Here is a 25,270-nt window from a genome sequence, read left to right as displayed (position 1 = left end):
CATGTTTCGCTACCTGCTCAAACGCTTGCTGGGGCTGATTCCGACGCTGCTGATCGTGGCGGTGTTGGTCTTCGGTTTTGTGCACATGCTGCCCGGCGACCCCGCACGCCTGGCTGCGGGCCCCGAAGCCGGCCCGGAGACGATCGAGCTGGTCCGCAAGGACCTGGGGCTGGACCTGCCCCTGCACCAGCAGTTCGTTCGTTTCTTCAGCAATGCGTTGCAGGGCGATTTTGGAAAATCCATCCGCACCAAGCGCCCGGTCTCGCAAGAGATTGCCGAGCGCTTTGGTCCCACCTTCTGGCTCACGGTGATGGCCATGGGCTGGTCGGTGGTGCTGGGCATGTTTTTAGGCATTGTCTCGGCGGTCTGGCGCAACCAGTGGCCCGATCGCCTGGGCATGACCCTGGCCGTTTCGGGCATCTCCTTTCCGTCGTTTGCACTGGGCATGCTGCTGATGCAGTTTTTCTCGGTCAAGCTCGGCTGGCTGCCCACCGTGGGCGCTGACAGCTGGAAGCACTATGTGCTGCCCTCGCTGACCCTGGGCGCGGCCGTGGCGGCCGTGATGGCCCGCTTTACCCGCAGCTCCTTTATCGACATCCTCAAAGAGGATTACGTGCGCACCGCGCGTGCCAAGGGCTTGAAGGAGACCGTGGTCGTCATCAAGCATGGCCTGCGCAATGCGATGATTCCGGTGGTCACCATGATGGGCCTGCAGTTCGGTTTCTTGCTGGGCGGCTCGATTGTGGTGGAGGTGGTGTTCAACTGGCCGGGCATGGGCCGCTTGCTGGTCGATGCCGTCGAGATGCGCGACTACCCCATCATCCAGGCCCTGGTGCTGCTGTTCTCGCTGGAATTTATCCTGATCAATTTGGTGGTCGATCTGCTCTATGCCTGGATCAACCCCACCATCCGTTACCGCTAAACAGGTGCTTTGGCCATGACTACTCCGAACGCTCCTGAATCTGCCGACCGCCCTGTGGCGCTTGCCTCTACCGCCGGCGCTGCTGCGCCTACGCTGCCCGCCAATCTGGCCGCATCGACGCGCATGCGCACGCCGATGGCCGAGTTCTGGCGCAAGTTCAAGCGCCAGAAGCTGGCCTTGTTTGCCGGCGTCTTCATCATGGTGCTGGTGTTGGTCGCCATCCTGGCGCCCTGGATCACGCCCTACGATGCCGAGAACTTTTTTGACTATGACGCGCTGAACTCGCCGCCCACGGCCAAGCACTGGTTTGGCGTGGACTCGCTGGGCCGCGATATCTTCAGCCGCATCCTCGTGGGTGCGCGCATCTCGCTGGCTGCGGGCTTTGTGTCTGTGGCCATTGGCGCGGTGATTGGTGCCATTCTGGGGCTGCTGGCCGGTTACTACGAAGGCTGGTGGGACCGCTGCGTGATGCGCATGTCCGATGTGCTGTTTGCCTTCCCCGGCATCTTGCTGGCCATCGGTATCGTCGCCATTTTGGGCAACGGCATGATCAACGTGATCATGGCGGTCGCCGTGTTCAGCGTGCCGGCCTTTGCCCGCCTGGTGCGCGGCAATGTGCTGGCGCTCAAGCAGCAAACCTATATCGAGGCGGTCCGCTCTATTGGTGCGCCGGACTGGGTCATCATGCTGCGCCATCTGTTGCCGGGCACGGTCTCGTCGGTGGTGGTGTACCTGACGATGCGTATCGGCACCTCGATCATCACCGCGGCCAGCCTGTCCTTTCTGGGCATGGGCGCGCAGCCGCCAACGCCAGAGTGGGGTGCCATGCTGAACGAGGCGCGCAGCGATATGCTGAACGCGCCGCATGTGGCGCTGTTCCCAAGCCTGGCGATCTTTGTGACCGTGCTGGCCTTCAACCTGCTGGGCGACGGCCTGCGCGATGCGCTGGACCCCAAGCTGGACAACTGAGCGCAGGCGCGTTTCGCGGTCCAGACAAAAGCGGCAAGCGCCTTGGGGTGCTTGCCGCTTTTTTTGATGGGTGACTGAAGGTGGTGGTGTCAGGCCGGTGCAGCGCCCAGCTTGTGCAGCCGCTTCAAGAACACGGTGATCTCCTTGACGGTCTGCGTGTCGCCATGTTGTTCGGCGACCTGCAGGCCCTGATGCCAGCTGGCCTGGGCTTGCGCACGGGCATCGTCGGCGCCCGCTTCAAGCTGGGCCTTGCCCAGCAGTTTCCAGGCAGCGGAGTACTGCGGGTTCTGTGCAACGGCTTGGGCCAGATGCAGTGCGGCGGCGGCGTAATCCTCTTCCTTGAGGCAGGCCTGTCCCAGGCCAAAGCGCAGCACCGCGCTGTCCTGGCCGTTGGCCAGCAGTTTTTCCAGTCCTTCGCGCATGCTATCTCCTCTGTGTTGGCGTCCAGCATAGGGCGAGGCCTTTGTCCGCAGAACTTGTACGCGTAAAAAAAGACGCTCCGGGGAGCGTCTTGTGCGGGCTGGGGGCGGGAGCTTTTCAGCGCTTTTTCTTGGTGGTGCTGGTGCTGCGCTTGGATGGGGCCTTCTTGGTGGCGGTCTGCCGCACGGCGGGCTTGCGGGCATTGCTGCTGCTGCGCGCGCTGGCATGGCTGCTGCGCTGTGCGGGCTCAGCCCCCACGCGCACGGGCATGTACAGCACGACCTGGTGGCCGACCTTGAAGGCAGCCTTGAGGCCCACATCGTTCCAGTCCGCGACCTGCGAGGCAGTGACCCGGTAGCGCTGGGCCACCCGGGTGACGGTATCGCCCTTGCGGGCCTTGACCGTGGTGCGGCGGGTGACGATTTCCGGGGTCAGCGCGATATGCGCGTTGTCGGCCAGGTGGCTGGAGACATCTTGCTTGACGGCGGCCGAGCGGGGCACCATCAGCGCCGAGCCGCCCTTGACCATCATGCGCGGCGGAATGTTGTTGACCGCGCGCAGGTCGTTCTCGCTCATGCTGACCATGCCGGCGGCCGTGGCCACGGTCATGGTGCTGGGCACGGTCCAGACGGTCCAGCTCGCGTACTGGCCTTTTTCATGGGCCTGCAGATTGCGGCGGAAGACATTGGCGTTGTCCCAGGGCAGCAGCACCTGGGGCGTGCCGGCCTTGAAGATCACCGGGCGGTTGAACGAGGGGTTGAGCGATTTCAGCTCGTCCATCGTGACGCCGGCCATCTCGGCGACCTGGGCGGTATCGATGTCGCGGTCCAGGGTGACGGCCTGGAAATAGGGGTGGTTCTCGATCAGGGGCAGTTCGGCCTGGAAGCGCTCGGGGTGGGCAATGATGTTCTTGACCGCCTGGAGCTTGGGCACATAGTTGCGCGTCTCATCGGGCATGTTCAGGTCGATGTAGCTGCCACCCAGGCCTTGCTTTTGGTTGCGCGCAATGGCGCGGCCCACGCTGCCTTCGCCCCAGTTGTAGGCAGCCAGCGCCAGATGCCAGTCGCCAAACATGTTGTAGAGCTTTTGCAGGTAGTCCAGTGCCGCGCGGGTGGAGGCCAGCACATCGCGGCGGTCATCGCGGAACATGTTCTGCTTGAGGTCGAAATAGGTGCCCGTGGCGGGCATGAACTGCCACATGCCCGCTGCCTTGGCGCTGGATACCGCCTGCGGGTTGTAGGCGCTCTCGATATAGGGCAGCAGGGCCAGCTCGGTGGGCATGCCCCGGCGCTCCAGCTCCTCGACGATGTGGAACATGTACTTGGACGAGCGCGCCGTCATGCGCTGGATGTAGTCCGGCCGGCTCGAATACCACTGCTCCTGGTTGCCCACCAGATCGTTTTCCAGATCGGGCATGGCAAAGCCCCGACGGATACGGTCCCAGAGGTCATCGGGCACGGCCAGGCTGGTGACGGCGCCATTGCCCTTCAAGTTGGCGGCATTGATGGGGCTGAGAGGCCCGCTGGGGTAGCTGGGTGTGTGGGGAGCGTTGCTGGTTTTGAGCGGCGGATCCACGGGCACGCCGCTTGGATTGCCGGTTTCGGTCGTGGCGCAGCCGGTCAGGGCGAGTAGGGCGCTCAGGCTCCACAGGTACAGATGCTTCATCAAAATTGGTTCTTCCAGCGACGCAGCGCGGCAAAAACGGCGATCGGGTCGCTGCTAGGGGTGGAGGGATCAAACTGCTGCGCAGCCTGGGCAACGGCGGCCAGGCTGCAGCGCAAGAAAGGGTTGATGCGCAGCTCGTTGCCGAGTTGCGCAGGCAAGGTAGGCTTGCCCTGGGCGCGCAATTGCTCGCAGTGCGCCAGGTAGCGGGCGGTGTCCTGGTTGTCGGGCTCCACCGCCTGGGCAAAGCGCAGGTTGGACAGCGTGTACTCATGGGCGGCACACACCTGGGTGTTGGCGGGCAGCGCAGCCAAGGCCGACAGCGATGCATGCATTTGTGCGGGCGTGCCCTCAAACAGGCGCCCGCAGCCGCCGGAAAACAAGGTATCGCCGCAGAACAGCAAGGGCTGGCCTGCCACATCGGCGCAGTAATAAGCGATGTGCCCGGCGGTATGGCCGGGCACATCGATCACCTGCCAGGGCAGGCCTAGCAGCTGCAAGCCATCGCCGCCCTGCAGGGGCTGGCAAGGCTGGGGAATATCTTCCTTGGCGGGGCCGTAGACCAGCGCACCGCTGGCCTCGCGCAGCTCGGCTACGCCGCCGGTATGGTCGGCGTGGTGGTGGGTCACTACAATGGCTTGCAATTGCAGATCCAGGCGGCGCAAGGCGTCGCTAACCGGCGCAGCCTGGCCTGGATCGACGACCAGCGCCTGCTGGCCATCGTGCAACAGCCAGATGTAGTTGTCGTTGAAAGCGGGCAGAGGTAACAAATGCATGAATGACCAAATTATAGGCACGCAAAACTGGTGGCACACGCCGCTGGGCGGCTACATGCTGTCTTGGGAGCAAACATGTTACGACGATGCCGTGGCCGATATTTTTGGCTTCCATAGCCTGCAGATCGGGCTTTTCCCGCTGCAGGGTCTGCGCAACAATCGCACGCCCCACCGCTGGTTGGCGCTCGACTCCACCGAGCAACTGGCGCAATGGCAGCAAAGCAAGCGCCCAGATGTAAAGTGCTTTGCGCAGCCTTTACAAAGCGATGGCGATTTGCCGGCCAGCGCCGCTGTGGCTGTTACCGCCGGCCTGTTGTGCGACGCCCACGCCTTGCCCTTTGGCCCCGATACGCTTGACCTGGTGCTGCTGCCCCACACCTTGGAGCTGAGTGCCGACCCCCATGCGGTGCTGCGCGAGGTTGCGCGGGTGATGGTGCCCGAGGGACGGGTGCTGATCAGCGGCATCAATCCGGCCAGCTTGTGGGGCATGCACACCTGGAGCCGCCGCATACCGGGGCTGCAAAAGCTCCCGCCCATGCCCGATGACCACAATCTGATTGGCTATGGGCGTTTGCGTGACTGGCTCAAGCTCTTGGGCCTGGAGCTGCAAAGCGCCAGCTTTGGCTGTTTTCGGCCCGCCATGCGCAGCGACACTTGGCTGGCGCGCTGGGACTGGATGGACCGGGTCGGCCCCACCGCCTGGCCGGTGCTGGGTGGCGTCTATTTTGTCGAGGCGGTCAAAAAGGTTGCCAGTGTCCACAAGCTGGCTGCGCCCTGGAAGGCGACAGCGCCCAGCGCTGCAGCGCGCCCGGCCGTGGCCGCACGGGGCGGGTTGAGCGAGACAAACCGCCGTTGAACGGGGGCAGGGTGGCCCGCCATACCGACGCGCAAATGCGCTTATAGTGGCCCCCTGTAATCGTGGCTAGTGCCAAGGAGTGGGTGTGAACCAAGTGGTGATTTATACGGACGGCGCTTGCAAGGGCAACCCCGGCCCTGGTGGCTGGGGTGCATTGCTGAGCGCGGGCACGGCGCAAAAGGAGCTGTTCGGTGGCGAGCTGGGCACGACCAACAACCGCATGGAGCTGATGGCCGTGATCCAGGCGCTGGAGGCCTTGAAGCGCCCCTGCGATGTGCAGCTGTACCTGGACAGCCAGTATGTCCGCAAAGGCATTACGGAATGGATCTCTGGCTGGAAAGCCAAGGGCTGGCGCACGGCCAGCAAGGAGCCCGTGAAGAACGTGGACCTGTGGCAGCGCCTCGATGCGCTGGTGCATGGGGGCGAGCACCGCATCAGCTGGCACTGGGTCAAGGGCCATGCCGGCGATCCTGGTAACGAGCGTGCGGACGCGTTGGCGAACAAGGGTGTCGCCATGGCACTGGGCCGCGCCTGACGGGTGTCAGCAATACAACCTGGGAGAGCGAACTATGGGACGCATCATGCGCATTTTGGCCGTGGTCGGTGTACTGGCCGCGTTGTATGTGGCTTACCGTTACGGGGTGTTTTAAGCGGGCCGCTAACGCAGACCGCTAACGCAGATCGCTACGCGCTAAGCCCACCACTGGCGCAGGTGGTGGGCGGGAAGCGCTGGCTTACTCGGACGCTGCAATGCGGCGCAGTGCATTGCTGTCGCGCACCGTCAGGCCCGAGGGCTCGATGCGGATCGACGATTCGCGCTCCATCGACTTGAGTTCCTGGTTCACCCGCTGGCGCGAGGCGCCCAGCAGCTGGGCCAGCTCTTCCTGGGCCAGTTGCAGGCCGATGCGGGTTTCGCTGCTTTCCTTGCCAGGCACTCCGTAGCTGCGCGAGAGGTGCAGCAGTTGCTTGGCCAGGCGCGCGCGCAGCGGCAGGGTGTTGAGGTCTTCCACCATGCCGTAGAGGCTGCGGATACGGCGCGCATGCATGCGTGCCAGGGCTTGGTAAAACTCCACATGGGTTTGCAAGATGCGCTGGAAGTCGGCCTTGCTGACGCAGACCAGGGTGGTCTCTCCATGGGCATAGACATCATGCGTGCGGCTGTCTTCGTCGAACAGGCCCACATCGCCAAACCAGGTGCCTGGCTCAACATAGGTGAGCGTGATTTGCTTACCGGTGAGTGACGCCGAGCTGACACGCGCTGAGCCTCTGGCTACGGACACCCACTCTTCGGGCTCATCGCCACGCGAGAAGATCAGGCCGCCATCCTTGAAGCGCTTGACATAAGCGCAGCGCAGGATGTCATGGCGCAAAGTCGGCGAGAGGGTGCTGAACCAGCGCCCTGTGTTGATGGCTTCGCGCTCTTCGGGGGTCAGGATTGGATCGTCCATGGCATGTCGTCTCGGTGACTGGAATTATGAATTTTGTCGCTTGTGCGACGGTCATCACCGAATGTATAGCATTGCCGCCAAATTGTTAATTGTCACCCGAGCCCCTCAGGCATCCGGCAATCCAAGTTGTCCGTTTTTGCAACCTGATCACCTGCAGAGAATAGGCCTTATATGCTCATTGGGTTTGCATATATAGCTATCAATTTGATATTTGGGTTTCCCCGGTGTGCGCGAATGGCGAAGGGGTACTTCTTCAATGGTGAAGCTGGTCTGAAATGCTGGGGTATTGCGGCGCCTGCCCAGCGGTTTCCCTCTTGCTTTTTAGGCCGCCAGCCGCTTGCGCTGGCGCTGCTGCCAGATCTCCACCAGCACGACGCCCAAGCCAGCGCAGCAGATCAAGGCCATGCCCGCAGCGGTGGCCGCATCGGGCAACTGGCCAAAGATCAGCCAGCCCAAGGTGGTGGCTGAGACGATTTGCAGGTAGTTGAAGGGCGCGAGCAAGGTCGCGCTGGTCTTGCTGTAAGCCGTAATTTGCAGCCAGTGGCCGACAAAGCCGGACAGACCCGTGGAGGCCAGCAGCAGCCATTGCCAGATCGTCAGATCGAGCTGCTTCCAGAAAAAAGGCAGCAAGGCGCTGAGCGCCAGCGCGCCGACTAAGCCGCCATACAGGTTGCTGGTCAGCGGGTCGTCGGCCGCCACCCGGCGGGTGCTGATCTGGAACAGCGCAAAGGTGCTGGCGGTGATGACACCCCAGACCGCCCCTTGGGCAGACAGCTGGCCACCCGGCCGGATCACCACCAGCATGCCGACAAAGCCCAGCAGCACACCCGCCCAGCGGTGCCAGCGCGGGCGCTCGCCCAGCAGCCAGGGCGCCAGCACCATCAGCAGCAAGGGGGCCATGAAGTTCATGGCCGTGCCCTCGGCCAGCGGCACCATGCTCAGCACATGGAAGAACAGCAAGGTGGTGGCAATCATCAGCACCGAGCGCTGTATCTGCCGGGACAGCGACTGGGTGCGAAACAGCCCCAGGCCGCGCTTGGGCAGCACAAACACCCCCATCAGCAGCACATGGCCCACATAGCGGAACCAGGCCACCATCAGCACCGGCACGCCCGCCAGCACCAGCAACTTGCCGCTGGCATCCAGGCTGGAGAGAATCCACAGCCCGCAGACATGCAGGACGATACCGAGTTGGCTCATGAGAGGTGGGCTTTAGCGCAGCAGAGGCGGCCGATTGTAACCAGGGGTTGGCAGTTTTTCAGTCTCCGCATGAATAGGCCGCCCCCGTTGCTTGCCTTGGCATGCAGGCGCAAAAAAGCCGACCAGAAGGCGGTGCTTCAGATCGGCTGGGTGGTGGTGGCCGCAGGCCGCCGTCGGCGTAGGGGGCCTTGGGCGCCTGGCCTCCCGCTGTTCAAGCGCGCTGCAATCAGGCTGCTACGGCCTGCTGCAGGGGCGTTGCCACGGCCTGGGCAATCGCGGCCTGGGCTTGGCTGATGGCAGAGGCGCGGGCTTCCGGGCCCATGGCCAGGCCTTCGGCACGGGCAAAGTGCACGTCGCTGATGCCGATAAAGCCAAAGATGGTCTGCAGATAGGTCTCTTGGTGTTCCATCGCACGGCCGCCTTCGCTGGTCGAGTAGACGCCGCCGCGCGATTCGACCACGATCACCTTCTTGCCGCCGGCCAGGCCTTGCGGGCCGTTGGCGGTGTAGCGGAAGGTGCGGCCCGCTTGCAGCACGCGGTCAATCCAGCTGCGCAGTTGCGTGGGAATGCTGAAGTTGTAGAAAGGTGCACCGATCACCAGCACGTCGGCTTCCAGCAGCTGGCTCACCAAGGTTTCGGAGATGGCGTTCTGCTCGCGCTCGGCCGCGGTCGTGGCTTCTTTCCCGGTGCGAAAGCCCAGGGCATCGGCGCCCAGGTGGGGCGGCGTGTTGATGGCCAGGTCCAGGTACTCGACCTGGGTGTTGGGGTGCACAGCGACCCAGGCCTTGACGGCCTCGGCGCTCAGTTGGCGCGAGACGGAATGCGCGCCCAGAATGGACGAATCGATATGCAGCAGTTTCATGGTCAATCAGCTCGGTAAATGACAGGCTTTTGCTGCGACTGCAGCATATTTGCCAATGGCCTGATTCTGTCACCGCCACAGCGTCCGATTGCGCCCTGAAATGGGGTTTGATTGTTCTATTTTTAGAACTATGATGGGCAGACTTTTTGCAGCCTCGCTGCCCGCGCAGGCCGTGTTACCGCCCCTTCGCAAACGCCCGCCACCGACCATGAAATACGACCTGAACGACATGTACTACTTTGCCGAAGTGGTAGAGCGCGGAGGCTTTGCTGCGGCAGGACGGGCGCTGGGGGTGCCCAAGTCGCGCCTGTCGCGCCGCATCGCCGATCTGGAGGCGCAGTTGGGCGTGCGGCTGCTGCAGCGCACGACGCGCCGGCTGTCCCTGACCGATGCCGGAGAGACCTTTTTGCGCCATGCCCAAACGGCCCGCGAGGCGGCGCAAAATGCCCAGGCCGAGATGGAGCAGACCCAGCGTGAGCCTTCGGGCACCGTGCGCGTGTCTTGCCCCGTGACCTTGGCCCAAGGCGCAGTCGGCAAGCTGCTGCCCGCCTTTTTGCGCACCTATGCCAAGGTGCGCATCGAGATGCTGGTCACCAACCGCACCATCAACCTGATTGAAGAGGGGATTGATGTGGCCCTGCGCGTGCGCGCCAACCTCAACGACAGCGGCAGCCTGGTGGTCAAGCGCCTGGGCATGACGCGCCAGCGCCTGGTGGCCAGCCCCGAGCTGCTGGCGGTGCATGGCGTGCCGCAGACGCCGCAGGATCTGGGCAGCAAGCTCCCGACCATGTCGCTGACCAGCGCCGATGGCAACAGCACCTTGCAGCTGGTGGGGCCCGAAGGCGAGCATGTGACCATCCACCACCAGGCGCGCTATGTGGCCGATGACCTGGTGACCCTCAAGTACGCGGTGCTCGACGGCATTGGCGCCTGCTGGATGCCTGCGGCCATGGTGCGTGACGAAGTCGCCAATGGCGACCTGGTGGAGCTGCTGACGGGCTGGAGCATTCCCGAAGGGATTTTGCATGCGGCCTTTGTCTCGCGCCGCAATATGGCACCGGCACAGCGCGCATTTTTGGACTTTATGGGGGAGAACCTGCCGCTGCAGCGGATCGGCCAAAACGATGGGACCTGAGGGTTCATCTGCGTTGATATTATTTTTGGAAATAACAATACTAAAAAATAGTCGTTGTTGATCTAAGGGCCTGCTTTGACAATGCATCCATGTCCGGTGCCTGTCTTGTCACGATCCCATCCCCCACCCCGCCACGCCATGCAGCCATTGCGGCCGCAGAGCGCCAGGGCCAGGCGCCTGTGCAGCCTGGCTGGCGCGGCGAGGCCGAAACGGGTGCTGCGGTATCGGTGGTCATCGTGCCGGGCTGGCGCAACTCGGGCCCCGGCCATTGGCAAAGCCTGTGGGCGGAGCGCATAGCCGGCGCCCTGCGGGTGGAGCAGCAAGACTGGCTGCAGCCCCATCGCAGCCCCTGGGTGGCGAGTGTGGAGGCGGCCATTGCGGCTGCGCCGCACCCGGTCATCCTGGTCGCGCATTCACTGGGCTGTATCGCCAGCGTGCATGCGGTGGAGCAGTTGCGCGACAAGCGTGAAGGCGCCATTGCGGGTGCCTTGTTTGTCGCACCCGCCGACCCGGAGCGCCGCGCGCTGTTTGAAGACTTCACGCCCGTGCCCGCCAACACCTTGCCCTTTGCCAGCATTGTGGCCGCCAGCAGCAACGATCCCTATTGCCCCATCCGCATGGCCAGTGCCTATGCCAAAAGCTGGGGCAGTACCTTTGTGCGGGTGCCATCGGCCGGCCATATCAATGTGGAATCTGGCCATGGCGAATGGCCGCTGGGTTGGGCGCTGCTGGGCGCCTTGGCCGCGCTGGCGCCTGTGCAGGCCCAGGCTGCCGCCTGATTTTTAACCTCTCCTCCGCAGTCCACCTATTTGTGCAAGCAGGGCGGGCCAAGCCAGGCCGCTGGTGCGTGAAGCATGCGCCATTTTTTGGGCAAAAAAATGCCAGCAATGAATGCTGGCCAAGGAGGGGTTCCGTTGAATCAATGGGCTTATATTGCCTTAATTTAAGCCACTCAGATTCAAAATTTGTATGTGTTGGTGACGTTCATCGATAGGGCTGTTACACCCCCGATGAACCTCTGGCCTTACAGGCGCTTCTTGGCGGCGTCGGCAGCGTCCTTGACGGCCTCTTTCACATCGCCGGCCTTCTTCTGGATTTCGCCTTCGGCTTCCAGCGCCTTGCCCTTGGCCACTTGGCTGGGGCTGTTGATGGCCTTGCCGACGCCGGCTTGTGCTTCACCGGCCAGGTCCTTGATCTTGCCTACGACTTGGTCTTTGTTCATTGCAATACTCCTTGGGTTGGTCAATGTGTAGCCATTGTGCGCAACGCCATGGCGCGGTCTTGTCAGTGCAGCCTTGTGCTTGCTGTGCGACTCCGCCGACAGCATGCTAAAACACTAATTACAAATTGAGGCCCTAGGGACCCTCTGCAAAACTCCCTGCCGTGGTCTGAACGCGGGCTCGGGCGATCCGCTGCGTTGTCTTCCTTGTCAATAGCTACAGCTATTGACTGCAAAAGACGCCTTACGTCTCATCCCGATCCGCGTCCATCCCGCTTGGCGAGGGTTATGCAGAGGACCCCTAGAAAATGCAGTCAGGGCGACAGGACTGCGTTCAGGATGGCGACTTGAGCGGGCTGTGGTCCTGCAGTGCGCGCTGGTACGCGGCCATGCCCTGCGATTCGCGGTCCAGGTAGCGCTCTACCGCTTGGGCAAAGCCGGCATGGGCCAGCCAATGGGCGCTGGGCGTGCGCAGCGGCATCAGCGCGCGCGCCATTTTGTGCTCGCCTTGCGCACCGCCTTCAAAGCAGTGCAGGCCATGGCGAATGCACCATTCGATGGGCTGGTAGTAGCAGGCCTCGAAATGCAGGCAGTCCACCCTCTCCAGCGCGCCCCAGTAGCGGCCATAGGCATGGCGCGGCGCCGTACCTGGCGCATCAATGGCAATCAGGCTGGCGGCGATGGCGCGGCCCTCGCGCTCGGCGATAAAGAGCAGCCAGTTCTCGGGCATCTGCGTGCGCATGGCGTCAAAGAAGGCCGGGGTCAGGTAGGGCGCGTTGCCATGCTCCAGATAAGTGCGCTCATAGCACTGGTAGAAAAAGGCCCAGTCCGCATCGCTGATCTGCGCGCCAGTCGCATGGCGAAAAGTGACACCGGCCTCCTGCACCTTACGCCGCTCCTGGCGAATCTTCTTGCGCTTTTCCTGCTGCAGCGCGCCCAGAAAATCATCGAAATCGGCGTAGGGGCTGGCGTGCGCAGCGCTGGCATCGCCCGCGGTGGCGGCACGGCGGTTGCGCCAGTGGAACTGCACATTCTCGCGCTGCATCAGCGCGTTGTGCGCGGCCGCCTGCAGATCGGCGCCGCTGCCAAACAGCAAATGCAGCGACGAGATATCTTGCTGCTCGCAAAACTGGGTGGCGGCATGCAGCAGCGGCGCACGCAGTGTTTCATCGGCTACCAGCAGGCGGCTGCCGGGCACGGGCGTAAAGGGCACGGCGATGACCGCCTTGGGGAAGTAGTCCAGGCCATGCTCGGCATAGGCCCGCGCCCAGGCAAAGTCAAACACATACTCGCCATAGGAATGGCTTTTGAGGTACATCGGGCAGGCACCCACCAGCTGCTCACCTTGCCACAGACTCAAATGACAAGGCTGCCAACCGCTGTCCAGCGTCGCGCTGCCGCTGTCCTCCAACGCCCGCAGATAGGCGTGGCGCATAAAGGGTGTCGGGCGCTCCTGCAGAGCCAGCAGCCCATCCCAGGCCTTGGCATCCACTTCGGCCATGCTTTGCAAGATACGCAGCTCCAGCGTGGGGCCGGGGAGGGGGGCGGGCGAAGAAGCGGCAGGCAGCGAGGTCATGGCCCGATTGTGGTCTGCCTGCCGCGCCGCTGCATGGGGCAGGTTATGCGGCCTTGCGCGGATGGCCTTCCACCAGGCCCATCAGCGCAGCCACCTCCTCGTTGGTGCTCGACCAGGAGGTGACAAAGCGCACGACCACTTCGCCCGCTTGCACCACGGTGCCGGCCGGCACGCTGCTGGCATACCAGTCGGAGCAGCGCACGCCTTGGGCGCGCAGCTGCTCATACAGCGCGATGGGCATCAGCACAAACACTTCATTGGCCTGGGTGGGCCAGCTCAGGCGTATACCGGGCGTGGCGACCAGCGCGGCCGACAGCTTGGCCGCCATCGCATTGGCATGGCGGGCCAGGTCCAGCCAGTGGCCATCGGCCAGCCAGGCGCAGAACTGCGCGCCGATGCTGCGGCTTTTGGAGACCAGCTGGCCGCTGCGCTTGATGCGCAAGGCGAAGTTGTCGGCCAGCGCGGTGTCAAAGAACACGACGGCCTCGGCCATCAATGCGCCATTCTTGGAGGCACCCAGGCTCAGCACATCGACACCGGCGCGCCAGCTGATGTCGCCGGGGTGGCACTGCAGCGCGGCGATGGCATTGGCCAGGCGCGCGCCATCCATATGCACCCGCAGGCCCAGCGCATGGGCTTGCGCAGCCAGCGCCGTCAGCTCCTGCGCTTGGTAGACCAAGCCGTTCTCGGTCACCTGGGAGACGCTCAGCGCGCTGATCACCATGTTGTGGGGCGCGTCATGGGGCGTGCGGGCCACAAAGGCGGCCAGGTCTTCGGCGCTGATCTTGCCGTTGTCCGTGGCCATGGGCAGCAGGCTGGCGCCGCCGGTGAACAGGGCGGGGGCGCTGTTTTCATCCACCGCGATATGGGCCATGTGGTGGCAGACCACGGCGTTCCAGGGCTGGGCGATGGTGGACAGCGCCAGGCAATTGGCCGCCGTGCCGGTGGTGACAAAGAACACCTTGACGGCGGTGCCGAACACCTCGCCCAGCATCTGCTCGGCGCGTTGGCTCCATTCGTCATTGCCGTAGGCGGACTGGATGCCGCTGGCGGCCTCCACCAGGGTGTGCAGGATGCGGGGGGAGACGCCGGCTTGGTTGTCGCTGCCAAAGTTCATGGGACGCTGCGGGTAGTGGTGCAAAAGACGGATTCTGCCCCTAAACGGCGCCCCAGCTGTCCCGGATTGGCGGGATTTGCGCGCTGCTCCTGAGGGCTGCGGCTTTGTAGGCTAGACTCTTTGGCTGCACCAGGCGCGGGCCTTGCCCATGCGCCCTGTGGCCCCGTTGCGCCGCCCATAGCCCTTGAACCATCCATGTCCCAATTTTCCATTGCAAGCGCCCAGCTGAACTTTGTCGTGGGCGATATGCCGGGCAATGCCCGCAAGATCATTGATGCCGCAGCCCAGGCCGCTGCCCAGGGTGTGCAGCTGTTGCTGACCCCCGAGCTGGGCATTTGTGGCTATGCCGCCGAAGACCTGTTCCAGCGCCCCTCGTTCCTGGCGGCCTGCGATGCCGCTGTGGCGCAGGTGCTGGAGGCCAGCCGGCAGTGGCCGGAGCTGACCGTCGTGCTGGGTCACCCGCAGGCGGCACAGCATGCGGCGCATGGGCGCTGCTACAACGTGGCCAGCGTGCTGCGTGCCGGCCAGGTGCTGGCCAGCTACCGCAAGCAGCTGCTGCCCAACTACCGCGAATTTGACGAGACCCGCTACTTTGTTGAAGGCTCGCAGACCTGCGTGTTCGAGGTGGCCGGCAGCCGCATTGGCTTGCTGATCTGTGAAGACGCCTGGGCCAGCCAGCCCGCACGCGCGGCCAAGGCGGCCGGCGCGCAGTTGCTGGCGGTTATCAATGCCTCGCCTTTTCAGATGGACAAGCCCGGCCACCGCGAAGCCTTGCTGGCCGAGCGCACGCGCGAGACCGGTTTGCCGCTGGTCTATGCCCACCTGGTGGGCGGCCAGGATGAGCTGGTGTTTGACGGCCACTCGTTTGCGCTGAACGCCGATGGCACGGTGGCAGCCCGTGCGCCTGGTTTTGACGAGCATCTGTTGACGGTGCAAGTCGATGCCACGGCCACGGGCCTGCAGCTGTCCGGCCCCATCGCCCAGCCTGGCGACACCAACCAGCAGCTGTGGCAGGCCTTGGTGGTGGCGGTGCGCGATTACCTGGGCAAGACCGGTTTCCCGGGTGCGGTGCTGGGCCTGTCCGGCGGCATCGATTCGGCCCTGGTGCTGGCCATTGCGGTCGATGCCCTGGGCGCAGACAAGGTGCGCACGGTGATGATGCCCTCGCCCTATACGGCGGACATCAGCTGGATCGATGCCCGCGAGATGGCCGAGCGCCTGTCGGTGGCCTATGAGGAAATCTCGATTGCGCCGCAGTTTGAGGCCTTCAAGGCCGCGCTGGCCCAGGATTTTGCCGGCAAAGCCGAAGACACGACCGAGGAAAACCTGCAGGCCCGCATCCGTGGCACCTTGCTGATGGCTTTATCGAACAAGTTTGGCACCATAGTGCTGACCACCGGCAACAAGAGCGAGATGGCCACCGGTTACTGCACCTTGTACGGCGACATGGCAGGTGGCTTTGCGGTACTGCGCGATGTGCCCAAGACCCGCGTGTTTGAACTGGCACGCTGGCGCAATGCCCATGACCCCTATGGCACCGGCAGCAACCCGATTCCCGAGCGCATCATCACCCGCCCGCCCAGCGCCGAGCTGCGCCACGACCAGAAGGACCAGGACAGCCTGCCGCCTTATGAGGTGCTGGATGCCATCATCGCGCGCTACATGGAGCAGGACGCCGATATCGACAGCATCGTCGCGGCCGGCTACCCCCGCGCAGATGTGGAGCGGGTGGTGCGCCTGATCCGCATCAACGAATACAAGCGCCGCCAGGCCGCAGTGGGCCCACGCCTGTCGGCCCGGGGTTTTGGCCGCGACTGGCGCTACCCCATCACCAACGGTTTCCGGGGGTGAACGGCCAGGCCGTTCCCCACGTCTTACCCATGCCCTGGATGCGCTGTACCTGCCCATCCCTCGCGCCTGACGCGGGGCGGCTGGGGGCTGCGCGTTTCCTGAGCTTTGTGCGCGCACGCATCGCGCGCCAGGTCGCCACGCGCCAGTCCGGCTTCTCGCGGCTCAATCCGCCATAGGGCGGGGCGCGTCCCTCTCTTTCTTTGATTGCGGCATCGCGCGGCCCGCCTGCGCCGCCGCATTTCCTCCGTCTTTTTTTGGAGCTGCACCCGGTGCTGCCGGGTGCGCGCTTTGCCATGTCCCCTTTTCTTCATTATTTTCGCGCCCAGTGGGCGCCGAGCGTGCCGCGCGAGCTGATGGCCGGTGCGGTGGCCACCTTTGCACTGATTCCCGAGGTCATTGCCTTTTCTTTTGTCGCCGGTGTGGATCCTTCGGTGGGTCTGTTCGCCTCGTTTGTGATCAGCATCGTGATCGCTTTTGCAGGCGGGCGGCCGGCCATGGTGTCGGCCGCTGCGGGCTCGGTCGCGTTGGTGGCTGCGCCCCTGGTGCAGGCCCATGGCCTGCAGTACCTGTTTGCGGCGGGGCTGCTGGCGGGCGCCATGCAGATGCTGTTTGGCTGGTTGCGCATGGGCGTCTTGCTGCGCTTTGTCTCGGGCTCGGTGCGCACCGGCTTTGTCAATGCGCTGGCCATTCTGATCTTTGCGGCCCAGCTGCCGCATCTGCTGGGGGCCAATGGCGCCACCTGGGCCATGCTGGCGCTGGGCCTGGTCATCATCTATGGCCTGCCGCGCATCAGCATGGCCATTCCGTCGCCGCTGATCTGCATTTTGGTATTGACGGGTGTGGCCCATGCGCTGGACCTGCCCCTCAAGACCGTGGCTGACCTGGGGCACCTGCCCGATACCTTGCCCAGCTGGTCGTTGCCCGATGTGCCGTTCTCACTGCAGACCTTGCAGCTGATTGCGCTGCCAGCGCTGGCGATTGCGATGGTCGGCCTGCTCGAATCCTTGATGACAGCCAGCGTGGTGGATGAGCAGACCGACACGCCCAGCGGCAAGAACCGCGAATGCACGGGGCTGGGCCTGGCCAATGTAGCGGCCAGTTGCTTTGGCGGCATTGCCGGCTGCGGCATGATCGGCCAGAGCGTGAGCAATGTGCGCTATGGCGGGCGTGGTCGGCTGTCCACCTTGTTTGCGGGCGCCTTCTTGCTGGGTTTGATGGTGCTGCTCAAGCCCTGGGTGGCCCAGGTCCCGGTGGTGGCGCTGGTGGCGATCATGGTCATGGTGTCGGCCTCCACCTTGGACTGGGGATCGGCCCGCGCGCTGCTCAGGCATCCCAAGCTGTCGAGCCTGGTCATGCTGGCCACCGTGGTGGTCACCATCGCCACCCACAACCTGGCCGCCGGTGTGGCGGTGGGCGTGCTGCTCAGCGGCGTGTTCTTTATGTTCAAGGTCTCCAAGCTGCTGCAGATAGAGCGCAGTGGGGATGCGCAGCTGGTGTATGCGGTGCGCGGCCAGGTGTTTTTTGCCTCGGCCGATTTGCTGGTGGATGCCTTTGATGTGCGCGAGATCGAAGGCCGGCCCGTGTGCATCGACATGGGCCAGGCGCATCTCTGGGATATCACCGCCGTGCAGGCGCTTGCCAAGGTCCGTGAACGCCTGCGCAAGCATGGCAGCGCCGTGCAGGTGCGGGGCCTCAATGCGCAGAGCCAGGCGCTGGCCGCTAGGTTGGACTTGCGTCTGGATGGCGCCTAGCCAGAGCCGTCGCCAGCCGGTGCCGGGAGATTTGGCCCCGGAGGTGCTGGCGGCGGAATCTTGACGCACAATAGCCCCAGTTGCTGCGTGGCTTGCCTGCGCGGCGTGTGTATGCCCATCTCAGGAGCGCTTTATGAAAATGATTACCGCCGTTATCAAACCTTTCAAGATGGACGAAGTGCGCGAAGCTCTGGCGGATGTGGGCGTAACCGGTCTGACCGTCAGCGAGGTCAAGGGTTTTGGCCGCCAGAAGGGCCATACCGAGCTGTACCGTGGTGCTGAATATGTCGTGGACTTTCTGCCCAAGGTGAAGATCGAAGTCGCTGTGAAAGACGAAGACGTGGACCGCTGTGTGGACGCCATCGTCAACGCCGCGCGCACTGGCAAGATCGGTGACGGCAAGATTTTTGTCACCGAGATCGAGCGCGTGATCCGCATCCGCACCGGGGACCTGGACGAAGCAGCGGTCTGATCCCAGCCGTACCTCTGTCCCGCAAAAAGCGCCTGGTGACCTAGGCGCTTTTTTCATGCCCGGATCTGTCCTGGCATCAAGGCTTGATCGTGGCGTGCGAGCAGATCCACAGCACTTGCGCATCCTCCCCCCCGCCGGAGATGCAGGCATGGCCCATGACGCTGTCGAAGTAGCAGGAGTCGCCTGCATGGAGCTCCAGCGGCGCATAGCTGTCGGTATGCACCACCACGGTGCCTTGCAGCACATACAGCATCTCTTCGCCATCGTGGCTGAGCAGCTGGGGAAAGGCGCTGCGCTCATGGGCCTTGATGGTGGTCAGCAGCGGGATAAAGCGCTTGTCCGCCAGGTCGGCATGCAGCAGCGCATACACGTACTGCGGCGTGGGGTGGACCAAGCCCTCACCCCGGCGGGTGACGCTGCGCCGGGCACGCAGCCCCGCTTGTTGCAAGGGGCTGAAGAGTTCGCCCACATCCACCTCCAGCCCACGGGCCAGGGCGGCAATCTTTTCATAGGTGGGGGAGAGTTGGCCGTGCTCGATCTTGGACAGCGCAGACGCGGAGATGCCGCAGCGCTGGCTCAGCTGCTGCAAGGTGAGATCGGCGTTGCGCCGCAGCAGGCGCAGTTTGGTGGCCAGCACATCGGTGGTGGCATCGGTGCCAGTGTTGTGGTGGGGCAAGGGGGCGTGGGGCATAGGGGGCTCTTGTGGTGCACGCCAGTGTAGGTGGCAGTGTGCAGGCCGGTGGGAGGCGGCAGTGGCTGTTGCCGCTTTTTGCCTCAGATTCTGGGGTAAACCCTAGGCAAAAAGATGCATATTTGGAAAAAATTTCTCTTAATTTACATTAAATTTCGTATACGAAAATTATTTCTCTTTAGTAGATATTCAACGCCTCCGTATGCAGATCCTGGACCCGTCCCACACCACACAGCACCTGCCCATGGCGGCCTTGGTAGCCTGCCTTGAGCAGATGTTCATCGAGGACTGCGAAGTGCCCTTGCGCCATAACCACCCGATTGCCGGCGCAACGCCGGCGCAAGACGGCATCATGCTGCTGATGCCCGCCTGGCAGACTGGCAAGCGCATAGGGGTCAAGACGGTGTCCATTTTCCCGGGCAACCAGGCGCTGGGCCTGCCCGGTCTGCATTCGGTGTTCATCCTGTATGACGCGGCCACCGGTGCGCCCCTGGCGGTGCTGGATGGTGATGCCATCACCTCGCGCCGCACGGCAGCGGCCTCCGCGCTGGCTGCGCGCTGGCTCAGCCGGCCCGATGCCCAGCGCTTGCTGGTGCTGGGTGCCGGCCGCGTCGCCAGCTTGTTGCCCGATGCCTACCGCTGTGTGCGCGATATCCAGCAGGTGCTGGTCTGGGATATTCGCCCCGAGGCCGCGCAGGCGATGGTGGCGCGCTTGCAGGCACAGGGCATGGATGCCTCGGTTGCCACGGACCTGGAGCAGGCCGTGCGCGGGGCTGACATCATCAGCTGCGCCACCTTGTCCACGGCACCCTTGGTGCGCGGCGAATGGCTGCAACCGGGCGTGCACCTGGATCTGATCGGCAGCTTTACGCCCGCGATGCGCGAGAGCGATGATGCCTGCTTTGCCCGTGCCACTGTGTTTGTGGATACCCCTGAGGCGCTGACGAAGGCGGGCGATATCCTTGCGCCCATCGCCAGCGGCAGCTGGGACAAGCGCCAGCTGGCCGCCACCTTGGAGCAGCTGTGCCGGGGCCAGCATGCGGGCCGCAGCCGTGCCGATGAGATCACCTTGTTCAAGGCCGTGGGCACAGCGCTGGAAGACCTGGCTGCCGCCTCACTGGCTTTTGACGCCTATACCGCAGCACGCCGCTGACACGCTGAGCCGGGGGCCCGCTCTGCGGGCTCCGGTCCTTCCCATTTTCTTTTGCTATCTGATTCACATCCTGCCATGCGCACCTCTACGACCGAGCCTGCAGCGACGACTGCGGCCACCAATAAGCGAGTACTGATTGCCAGTCTGATGGGCAGCTCCATCGAGTGGTTTGATTACTTTTTGTACGCCACCACCGCAGCCCTGGTGTTTGGCAAGGTGTTCTTCCCGACGGCCGACCCGGTCGTGGGGCTGATGCTGTCTTACCTGACGTTCTCGCTGACCTTCTTTGTCCGCCCGCTGGGCGGCTTCATCTTCTCGCACATTGGTGACCGCATCGGGCGCAAAAAGACCTTGGTGATCACCCTGTCCTTGATGGGCGGCGCGACGGTGCTGATCGGCCTGCTGCCGGGCTACGAGCAGATCGGCATCTGGGCGCCCATCTTGCTGATCGTGCTGCGCCTGGTGCAAGGCCTGGGCATTGGTGGCGAATGGGGCGGGGCCTTGTTGCTGGCCTACGAATATGCGCCGAAGAACCGCAAAGGCCTGTTTGGCAGCGTGCCGCAGATGGGTGTGACCATCGGCATGGTGCTGGCAACGCTGTCCATCACCTTGATGAGCACCTTGCCCGATGAGCAGTTTCTGGCCTGGGGCTGGCGCGTTCCCTTTTTGCTGAGCGCCGTGCTGGTGTTCCTGGGCCTGTGGATCCGCAAGGGGATTGATGAGACCCCGGCATTCAAGCAGGCCAAGGCCAGCGGCAATGTGGCCAAGATCCCCTTGGTCGAGACCCTGCGCTACCACTGGCGTGCGGTGCTGGTGGCGGTGGCCATCAAGTTTGTGGAGACTGCGCCGTTCTATATCTTCTCGACCTTCATCGTCAGCTACGGCACGGCCAGCCTGGGCTTTGAGCGCATCTCGGTGCTCAATGCGGTCACCATTGCCACCTTGCTGACTACCGTGATGATCCCCATCATGGGGCGCCTGTCCGACAGCATTGGCCGCAAGCGCATGTTTGTCGCAGGCACCTTGGTGATGGCTGCCTTCACCTTCCCGTACTTCATGCTGCTGGAGCAGCGCACGATGACTTCGCTGGTGATCGCGACCGTGATTGGCCTGGGTCTTGTTTGGGCCCCTATTACGGCAGTGCTGGGCACCTTATTCTCGGAGATCTTCTCGACCCGCGTGCGCTATACCGGCATCACCCTGGGCTACCAGATTGGTGCGGCCTTGGCCGGCGGCACGGCCCCTTTGCTGGCCACCTGGTTGCTCAACAAGTACAACGGCTCCTGGGTACCGGTGGCCTGGTACATCTTGGGCACGGCCGTGATATCGCTGATTGGTATTGCGTTTGCCAAGACCGTGGCGGACAACGACTGAGCCATGCCTGACAGCGGCTGACGGTCGGCCTCATACCGGCTGACCGCAGGTGGCAAAGCACCCACAGCGGCCCTGCACAAGGGCCGCTTTTTTCATGCTGCCTTAAATGACTTCGCGCAGGGAATCGCTTTGGCGCGACAGACCGGCTTCTTCCACCAGCTGCTCGAGCAAGGCGCCATGGTCAATGCCGCTCTTGATCAGGCCCATCTGCCAGTCGTCCATAAAGCCCTGGCCTACGCACTGCTGCAGAAACTGCAGCATGCCGTCGTAGTAGCCATGGGCATTGAGGATGCCAATGGGCTTGTCGTGGTAGCCCAGCTGGCGCCAGGTCCAGATCTCATACAGCTCTTCAAAGGTGCCGATGCCGCCGGGGATGGCGATAAAGGCATTGCTGCGCTCGGCCATCATGGCCTTGCGCTCATGCATGGTAGTGACCACATGCAGCTCGTCACACAGCTCGTTGGCCAGTTCACGGTCCACCAAGGCCTTGGGAATCACGCCGACCACCCGGCCGCCCGCCTCGCGCGTGGCACGGGCTACCGTGCCCATCAGGCCGGATTTGCCACCGCCGTAGACCAGCTGGCCGCCGTGGCTGCCGATCCAGTGACCCACCGCCTGCGCTGCGGCGCCAAAGGCATCGAGCTTGCCGGGGCGCGAGCCGCAGTAAACACACATCGAGAAGCTAGGGGAATTTGTCATTTCAGCAATCTTTCATACAAGGCAGGGAGCCATACCGCTGCGCACAGCACCAGGGCCAGGAACACGGCCGCACTGCCCATGTCTTTGGCCTTCTTGGCCAGCACATGCCATTCGGGGCCAAAACGGTCCATCGCCATCTCGATGCCAGTGTTGAGCAGCTCGGCGATCAGCACCAGGAAAACCGGGATGATCAGCAGGGCCCATTCGCGCCAATCCCGGGCCAGCCAGATGGACACCGGCAGCAGCACCAGGGCCAGCATGGCCTCCAGGCGAAAGGCTTTTTCAGCCCAACCTGCGCGCAAACCCTGCAGCGAATAACCGGCTGCATGCCAGACCCGTGTCAGGCCGCTGCGGCTTTTTTGCGGATTGGCGGCATGGATGTCAGCCAGGCTGTGCGCTGGCGTGGTGGGGTCTGCGGCTGGGTGGGGATCGGGCTGGTTCATGGGGGGCATGGTCATGCGCCATCATGGCATAGGCGGGGCCAAGCAGACCACATTATTGCACTGCAGCATTGCCGGCGGGCGCTCCATTTTTGCATCCGCCGCCACAGCAGGCCGTGGCGGGGCAGCGGCCTATGCCGACGGGCGGGGTGTGGGCAGGGTCGGGGCAGGGCGCTCGGCGCTGACCAGGCATGTGCCGGCCAGGGCATCGTGCCAGAACTGGCCTTGCGGATGCAGCCGGCTGGCCAGCGCCCAGAGTACGACCCAGCCGCTGAGCAAGACCAGGATTTCACGCACCGGCAGGCCAAAGGGCAGGCTCAGCACCAGAGGGGGCAGAAACCACAGCCAGCTGCAAACGTAGCGCAGCAGTGCGCGGCCCTGCGTCAAAGGCTGGCCGCTGCGGCTGACGATGCGGATATGCCAGGTCTTCATCGCCAGGGTCTGGCCTTTGTGCCAGAACCAGCTGAAGTAGATGCCAAAGATGATGAACAGGAACAGCTGCAGGCCGTGGCGGTTGTCCAGCGCATGGCGCGACTGGCTCAGCGCGCTGTGGAGGTAACCGGCCATGAAGACCACGCCGAACATCAGCATGCCCTCGTAGAGCCAGCAGGCCATGCGCCGCGCCAGACGTGGTGCGCGCAACAATGGGTTGGTGGCCGTGGGGCTGGGGGGCTGCGCTGCTGGGCGGGTGTCGGGCTGCATGCTGCCAGTATCAGGTGGGCGGGTGCACAGGGCTGTCGCTGGTGCGCGACTGCGATTCGCCAGCCGGTGGGCGGCTCTGCCCCTCCAGCGGGGGCAGGGGGGAGGGGGTGACCGGTGCGGGCATCTGGATGGGCGCAATTTCCACCGCCGGTGCTGCAGGCGCGGGCGCGGGTGCAGCATGCGTGTTTGGGGCCGGTGGCGGTGCGGGCGCCGGACCGCTCAAGGGTCCCACTTCCACGGGGGTGACCATGCCACGCGACTGCACGCGGATTTCGGGCGGCGGCAGAATCTTGGGCGGGTTGGCGCGGTTGGGGTTGATGGCGGCAGCGGGCACCCGCACCAGGCGGCCCGTGCTGCGGGCCGTAGGGCGCGGTGCCAAGGCCACGCCACCGGGGTAGAGCGCGCTGCCCTGGGCCAGACGCCGGCGCTCCCGGGCACTCAAGGCCTGGTAGTCTTCCCAAAGTTGGCGTTTTTCTTCGGCCGACAGGCTGCTGATGTTGGAGTAGTTCAGCCGGGCGCGGCTCTGGTCGGACAGGCTGAACTTGGCCCATTCCTTCATGTGCTCGGCAATGCGCAACTGTTCTTCGGGCGAAAAATCGTCAAAGCTGTCGGCAATCATGGTCCAGCGGCTTTTTTGCTGGGTGGTCAGCCAGTTCCACTGCTCTTCCAGCGGCGCCAGTATCGTCCGCTGGTCGTCGTCCAGCGCGTCCCAACTGGGGCCTTCGTTGCGGGGGCTGGTGGAGCGGGTCACGCTGTTGGCGCTGACCAGGTCGCTGGCGGCACTGCCATAGATATTGCTGGCCTTGTTGCCGGCATACAGGCCCACAACAGCAAAAGCAGCCAGCAAAATACTGGCTGCTATGACAGGGAGTGTCGAAGGGGCGGGCGTGCTGCCGGCTACCTCGTCGTTATCGTAATCGTGTCTCAACGCTTGTCAGTGGGCTGCTTTTGGGCAGCAATCTTCAGAAACTGGGTAAAACCAGGATCAGTATAGGCGCTTGGCGGCAGCTCGTCAGCCAGCAGTGTCGCGTCGTACTCGGCCATTTCGCTGGCGCCTTCATCGGCTTGCACGCCGTTGAAGAAGGCCAGACCGGCAACCATGGCGCTCAGCGGCACGGCTGACACCACGGCGCGCCACCAATTGCGTTTGCCCGAGGAGGCTGCTGCTTCTTGCTGGGGCTGGCGTGCGATGGCGGGCACGGCCACGACCTTGCGGCGTGACAGCGCGCGCTCCCGAGCCGCTCGCAAACGTTCGCTGATGTCGTAGTCGAGATCGGCCTGCCCTTCGCTCAGCCGAGCGGTGACGCGGCGGGCAAAGATTTCAGCATTGACAACGGGTTGGGCGGTGTTTAGGCGGTTCATAGCACGATTCCTTTGGCCTTAAGCACTTTACTCAAGGTTTGGATGGCGCGAAAGCAGTGGGTTTTGACACTTCCCTCTGAGCAGCCCATGGCTGCGGCAGTCTCTGCAATGTCCATCTCTTCCCAATAACGCATCAGAAACGCTTCGCGTTGACGCGCTGGCAACTGTTGTATCTCTTTTTCTATTAATGCAAGGGTTTGTTTGCGGTTGGTATGGTCTTCAGCGCTCTGCTCGGTGTCACCATTGTCGGCGTTGTAGATGTCGAGCAGGTTGAATTCCCCCTCGTCATCGGGGCCTTCGAAGTCGCTCATGGTGGTGAAGAGCGCATTGCGCGTCTTCTGCCGGCGGAACCAATCGAGGGTGCTATTGGACAAGATGCGCTGGAAGAGCATCGGCAGCTCGTTCGGCGGCTTGTCACCATAGTGCTCGGCCAGCTTCATCATGCTGTCTTGCACGATGTCGAGCGCGGCTTCCTGGTCGCGCACATGAAAAAGCGAGCGCTTGAAAGCTCGCTTTTCAACGCTTTTCAGAAAGTCGGACAGTTCTCGTTCAGTGGCCAAATCGTACCCAACACGTGGTTATTCAGAGATTTCTCGCTTTTACCCGGGTAAAT

General features: G+C 63.6%; 27 protein-coding genes. 11 read left to right on the top strand and 16 right to left on the bottom strand.

Annotated elements, in window-relative coordinates:
• Window position 1: 1 nt before the first annotated feature.
• Both gsiC and gsiD read left to right on the top strand, forming a co-directional pair.
• Window positions 2-922 carry a glutathione ABC transporter permease GsiC gene (gene gsiC / locus M2375_RS07630; RefSeq protein ID WP_259164976.1) on the top strand — a complete coding sequence of 307 codons (921 nt, stop codon included), beginning with the start codon at window positions 2-4 and terminating at the stop codon, window positions 920-922.
• Between the two features lie 15 nt (window positions 923-937).
• Entirely contained in the window at window positions 938-1,891 is a 954-nt protein-coding gene (gsiD, locus tag M2375_RS07625) for a glutathione ABC transporter permease GsiD (RefSeq protein ID WP_259164975.1), read from the top strand.
• Between the two features lie 89 nt (window positions 1,892-1,980).
• Here the strand turns inward: gsiD and M2375_RS07620 are convergent, their stop codons facing one another.
• From M2375_RS07620 to gloB, 3 genes are all read right to left on the bottom strand, one after another.
• A complete protein-coding gene (locus M2375_RS07620) occupies window positions 1,981-2,313 on the bottom strand; it encodes a tetratricopeptide repeat protein (RefSeq protein WP_259164974.1) in 333 nt (110 codons plus the stop codon).
• A 115-nt stretch (window positions 2,314-2,428) separates the two neighbouring features.
• On the bottom strand, window positions 2,429-3,976 hold the full coding sequence (locus tag M2375_RS07615; protein ID WP_259164973.1) for a transglycosylase SLT domain-containing protein: 1,548 nt from the start codon (window positions 3,974-3,976) through the stop codon (window positions 2,429-2,431).
• On the bottom strand, window positions 3,976-4,749 hold the full coding sequence (gene gloB, locus M2375_RS07610; protein ID WP_259164970.1) for a hydroxyacylglutathione hydrolase: 774 nt from the start codon (window positions 4,747-4,749) through the stop codon (window positions 3,976-3,978). Before gloB ends, M2375_RS07615 begins: the two co-directional genes overlap by 1 nt.
• On the opposite strand from gloB, the gene M2375_RS07605 reads away from it, so the two are divergent.
• Together M2375_RS07605 and rnhA are read left to right on the top strand one after the other, a co-directional pair.
• Window positions 4,748-5,605, top strand: coding sequence for a class I SAM-dependent methyltransferase (locus M2375_RS07605; RefSeq protein ID WP_259164968.1), 858 nt, complete (start codon window positions 4,748-4,750; stop codon window positions 5,603-5,605). The two genes, gloB and M2375_RS07605, sit on opposite strands and share 2 nt — an antisense overlap.
• 85 nt (window positions 5,606-5,690) lie before the next feature.
• The gene (gene rnhA / locus M2375_RS07600) at window positions 5,691-6,140 is read left to right on the top strand and encodes a ribonuclease HI (RefSeq protein WP_259164967.1); all 450 of its coding nucleotides are present in this window, start codon (window positions 5,691-5,693) and stop codon (window positions 6,138-6,140) included.
• Window positions 6,141-6,339: 199 nt separating this feature from the next.
• On the opposite strand, the gene M2375_RS07595 is transcribed toward rnhA, so the two are convergent.
• The 3 genes from M2375_RS07595 to M2375_RS07585 form a co-directional block, all read right to left on the bottom strand.
• Window positions 6,340-7,053: a Crp/Fnr family transcriptional regulator gene (locus M2375_RS07595; RefSeq protein WP_259164966.1), complete on the bottom strand. Its 714-nt coding sequence runs from the start codon at window positions 7,051-7,053 to the stop codon at window positions 6,340-6,342.
• Window positions 7,054-7,374: 321 nt separating this feature from the next.
• Window positions 7,375-8,253 carry a DMT family transporter gene (locus M2375_RS07590; RefSeq protein WP_259164965.1) on the bottom strand — a complete coding sequence of 293 codons (879 nt, stop codon included), beginning with the start codon at window positions 8,251-8,253 and terminating at the stop codon, window positions 7,375-7,377.
• 226 nt (window positions 8,254-8,479) lie between these two features.
• Window positions 8,480-9,115, bottom strand: coding sequence for an FMN-dependent NADH-azoreductase (locus tag M2375_RS07585; protein ID WP_259164964.1), 636 nt, complete (start codon window positions 9,113-9,115; stop codon window positions 8,480-8,482).
• Window positions 9,116-9,323: 208 nt separating this feature from the next.
• On the opposite strand from M2375_RS07585, the gene M2375_RS07580 reads away from it, so the two are divergent.
• The gene (locus M2375_RS07580; protein WP_259164963.1) at window positions 9,324-10,250 is read left to right on the top strand and encodes a LysR family transcriptional regulator; all 927 of its coding nucleotides are present in this window, start codon (window positions 9,324-9,326) and stop codon (window positions 10,248-10,250) included.
• Between the two features lie 89 nt (window positions 10,251-10,339).
• Window positions 10,340-11,029 carry an alpha/beta hydrolase gene (locus M2375_RS07575; RefSeq protein WP_259164961.1) on the top strand — a complete coding sequence of 230 codons (690 nt, stop codon included), beginning with the start codon at window positions 10,340-10,342 and terminating at the stop codon, window positions 11,027-11,029.
• A gap of 245 nt (window positions 11,030-11,274) precedes the next feature.
• Here the strand turns inward: M2375_RS07575 and M2375_RS07570 are convergent, their stop codons facing one another.
• From M2375_RS07570 to M2375_RS07560, 3 genes are all read right to left on the bottom strand, one after another.
• On the bottom strand, window positions 11,275-11,472 hold the full coding sequence (locus M2375_RS07570; protein ID WP_259164958.1) for a CsbD family protein: 198 nt from the start codon (window positions 11,470-11,472) through the stop codon (window positions 11,275-11,277).
• Window positions 11,473-11,803: 331 nt separating this feature from the next.
• Complete coding sequence (locus M2375_RS07565; protein ID WP_259164957.1) at window positions 11,804-13,045, bottom strand: GNAT family N-acetyltransferase; 1,242 nt, start codon at window positions 13,043-13,045, stop codon at window positions 11,804-11,806.
• 43 nt (window positions 13,046-13,088) lie between these two features.
• Complete coding sequence (locus M2375_RS07560) at window positions 13,089-14,162, bottom strand: low specificity L-threonine aldolase (RefSeq protein ID WP_259164956.1); 1,074 nt, start codon at window positions 14,160-14,162, stop codon at window positions 13,089-13,091.
• Window positions 14,163-14,357: 195 nt separating this feature from the next.
• Between M2375_RS07560 and M2375_RS07555 the strand changes: the two genes are divergently transcribed.
• From M2375_RS07555 to glnK, 3 genes are all read left to right on the top strand, one after another.
• Window positions 14,358-16,013: an NAD+ synthase gene (locus M2375_RS07555; protein ID WP_259164955.1), complete on the top strand. Its 1,656-nt coding sequence runs from the start codon at window positions 14,358-14,360 to the stop codon at window positions 16,011-16,013.
• Window positions 16,014-16,306: 293 nt separating this feature from the next.
• The gene (locus M2375_RS07550) at window positions 16,307-17,764 is read left to right on the top strand and encodes a SulP family inorganic anion transporter (RefSeq protein WP_259164954.1); all 1,458 of its coding nucleotides are present in this window, start codon (window positions 16,307-16,309) and stop codon (window positions 17,762-17,764) included.
• Between the two features lie 133 nt (window positions 17,765-17,897).
• Window positions 17,898-18,236: a P-II family nitrogen regulator gene (gene glnK / locus M2375_RS07545; RefSeq protein ID WP_116925027.1), complete on the top strand. Its 339-nt coding sequence runs from the start codon at window positions 17,898-17,900 to the stop codon at window positions 18,234-18,236.
• A 76-nt stretch (window positions 18,237-18,312) separates the two neighbouring features.
• Here the strand turns inward: glnK and M2375_RS07540 are convergent, their stop codons facing one another.
• Entirely contained in the window at window positions 18,313-18,927 is a 615-nt protein-coding gene (locus M2375_RS07540) for a helix-turn-helix domain-containing protein (RefSeq protein WP_259164950.1), read from the bottom strand.
• Window positions 18,928-19,129: 202 nt separating this feature from the next.
• Here M2375_RS07540 and M2375_RS07535 point away from each other — a divergent pair, with 202 nt between their 5' ends.
• Together M2375_RS07535 and M2375_RS07530 are read left to right on the top strand one after the other, a co-directional pair.
• Entirely contained in the window at window positions 19,130-20,080 is a 951-nt protein-coding gene (locus M2375_RS07535; RefSeq protein ID WP_259164949.1) for an ornithine cyclodeaminase family protein, read from the top strand.
• Window positions 20,081-20,155: 75 nt separating this feature from the next.
• The gene (locus M2375_RS07530; protein WP_259164948.1) at window positions 20,156-21,454 is read left to right on the top strand and encodes an MFS transporter; all 1,299 of its coding nucleotides are present in this window, start codon (window positions 20,156-20,158) and stop codon (window positions 21,452-21,454) included.
• 102 nt (window positions 21,455-21,556) lie between these two features.
• On the opposite strand, the gene M2375_RS07525 is transcribed toward M2375_RS07530, so the two are convergent.
• The 6 genes from M2375_RS07525 to M2375_RS07500 all read right to left on the bottom strand — a co-directional run bounded on the left by M2375_RS07525 (window position 21,557) and on the right by M2375_RS07500 (window position 25,217).
• Window positions 21,557-22,153 carry a TIGR00730 family Rossman fold protein gene (locus tag M2375_RS07525; RefSeq protein WP_259164947.1) on the bottom strand — a complete coding sequence of 199 codons (597 nt, stop codon included), beginning with the start codon at window positions 22,151-22,153 and terminating at the stop codon, window positions 21,557-21,559.
• Window positions 22,150-22,611, bottom strand: a complete 462-nt coding sequence (locus M2375_RS07520) for a diacylglycerol kinase (RefSeq protein ID WP_259164946.1) — start codon at window positions 22,609-22,611, stop codon at window positions 22,150-22,152. Before M2375_RS07520 ends, M2375_RS07525 begins: the two co-directional genes overlap by 4 nt.
• A 114-nt stretch (window positions 22,612-22,725) precedes the next feature.
• Window positions 22,726-23,295 carry an RDD family protein gene (locus tag M2375_RS07515; RefSeq protein ID WP_259164945.1) on the bottom strand — a complete coding sequence of 190 codons (570 nt, stop codon included), beginning with the start codon at window positions 23,293-23,295 and terminating at the stop codon, window positions 22,726-22,728.
• 10 nt (window positions 23,296-23,305) lie between these two features.
• Window positions 23,306-24,223: a DUF3106 domain-containing protein gene (locus M2375_RS07510; RefSeq protein WP_259164943.1), complete on the bottom strand. Its 918-nt coding sequence runs from the start codon at window positions 24,221-24,223 to the stop codon at window positions 23,306-23,308.
• On the bottom strand, window positions 24,220-24,657 hold the full coding sequence (locus tag M2375_RS07505; RefSeq protein ID WP_259164942.1) for a DUF3619 family protein: 438 nt from the start codon (window positions 24,655-24,657) through the stop codon (window positions 24,220-24,222). The genes M2375_RS07510 and M2375_RS07505 overlap by 4 nt, the downstream gene beginning before the upstream one ends.
• Window positions 24,654-25,217: an RNA polymerase sigma factor gene (locus tag M2375_RS07500; RefSeq protein WP_259164941.1), complete on the bottom strand. Its 564-nt coding sequence runs from the start codon at window positions 25,215-25,217 to the stop codon at window positions 24,654-24,656. The genes M2375_RS07505 and M2375_RS07500 overlap by 4 nt, the downstream gene beginning before the upstream one ends.
• Window positions 25,218-25,270 lie beyond the last annotated feature (53 nt).

The organism is Comamonas sp. BIGb0152, assembly GCF_024809975.1.
Lineage (GTDB): Bacteria > Pseudomonadota > Gammaproteobacteria > Burkholderiales > Burkholderiaceae_C > Comamonas.
The sequence above is the reverse complement of the archived record's forward strand: the minus strand, read 5'-3'. Positions and strand labels throughout refer to the sequence as shown.